Source organism: Mizugakiibacter sediminis (assembly GCF_000953855.2).
GTDB classification, from domain to species: domain Bacteria; phylum Pseudomonadota; class Gammaproteobacteria; order Xanthomonadales; family Rhodanobacteraceae; genus Mizugakiibacter; species Mizugakiibacter sediminis.
In genome coordinates this window covers 1-1,264 of sequence record NZ_DF970148.1, presented here as the reverse complement: position 1 = coordinate 1,264, position 1,264 = coordinate 1, and the positions used below count along the sequence as shown (strand labels likewise).

The following is a 1,264-nucleotide window of genomic DNA, read 5'->3' as shown; positions in this document are numbered from 1 at the left end:
CGCGCCCAGCGGCACGCGCTCCTCGCCGACATCACCTGGAAGCTCTGCAGGGCCGGCTTCCAGTGATGGATCGACTTCCAATTCTTCGACGCTTCCCGCACCGCCAGGAACAGTGCCTTCAGCGCCGACTCATCGTTCGGGAAGATCCGCCGGTTGCGCGTGAGCTTGCGCATCACCATGTTCAACGACTCGATGGCGTTGGTCGTGTAGATCACCTTGCGGATCTCCGGCAGGAACTGGAAGAACGGGATGATGTTGTCCCAGTTGCCTCGCCACAGCCGCACCACCGCGCGATACCTGCCGCCCCACTCGGCCTCGAAGGCATCCAGCTCCGCCGCCGCTTCTTCGGCCGTCGCCGACTGGTAAAGGCGCTTGAGTGCGGCCACGATCGCCTTGCTGTCCTTGGCGTTGACGTAGCGCAGGCTGGCCCGCACCAGGTGCACGATGCACAACTGCGTCAGCGTCTTCGGAAACACCGCGTTCACCGCCTCGGGCAGTCCCTTCAGCCCGTCCATGCTGGCGATGTAGATGTCCTGCACCCCGCGCTGACGCAACTCGGTCAGCACCGACAGCCAGAACTTGGCGCCCTCGTTCTCGGCCAGCCATAGCCCGAGCACCTCCTTCTCGCCGCGCAGGTTCACCCCCAGCACCACGTGCGCCGACTTGTTGATCACCTGCTTGTTCTGCTGCACCTTCACCACGATCCCGTCCAGCCACACGATCGGGTAGATCGCCTCCAGCGGCCGAGCCTGCCAGGCCCGCGCCTCGTCCAGCACCGCGTCGGTCACCTGTGCGATCAGGCTGTGCGAGATCGTCACTCCGTACAGATCGACCAGCGCCGACTCGATGTCCCGCGTCGTCATGCCCTTGGCGTACAGGGTCAGGATCTTCTCTTCCATCCCGGCCAGCCGCACTTGGCGCTTCTTCACCAACTGCGGCTCGAACGTACCCTCGCGGTCGCGCGGGGTCTCAACCATCAGCTCGCCCACCGCACTCTGCACCGCCTTGCGGCTCTTGCCGTTGCGGACATTGCCGCCGGATCGACTGTGCCGCTCGTGGCCCAGATGCGCCTGCATCTCCGCCTCCAGTGAGCGGTTGATCATGTGCTGCAGCATCTGCGAATACAGCTTCTCCACGTCCTGTGGGGTCTTGCAGTCCGCCGTCAGCTCGTCCAGCATCGCCTTGTTCAAGTCCAATGTCACTGCTCCTCGCGGCCAAGCCGCATCGTCTCAAAGGGCAGTTACACAGTTCAAATTACAGACTC

1 pseudogene is annotated in these 1,264 nt (G+C 63.8%); it reads right to left on the bottom strand.

Annotated features, from left to right (window positions below):
• Positions 1-1,178, bottom strand: a pseudogene (locus tag MBSD_RS01895) (IS256 family transposase); the annotation flags it as partial.
• Positions 1,179-1,264 lie beyond the last annotated feature (86 nt).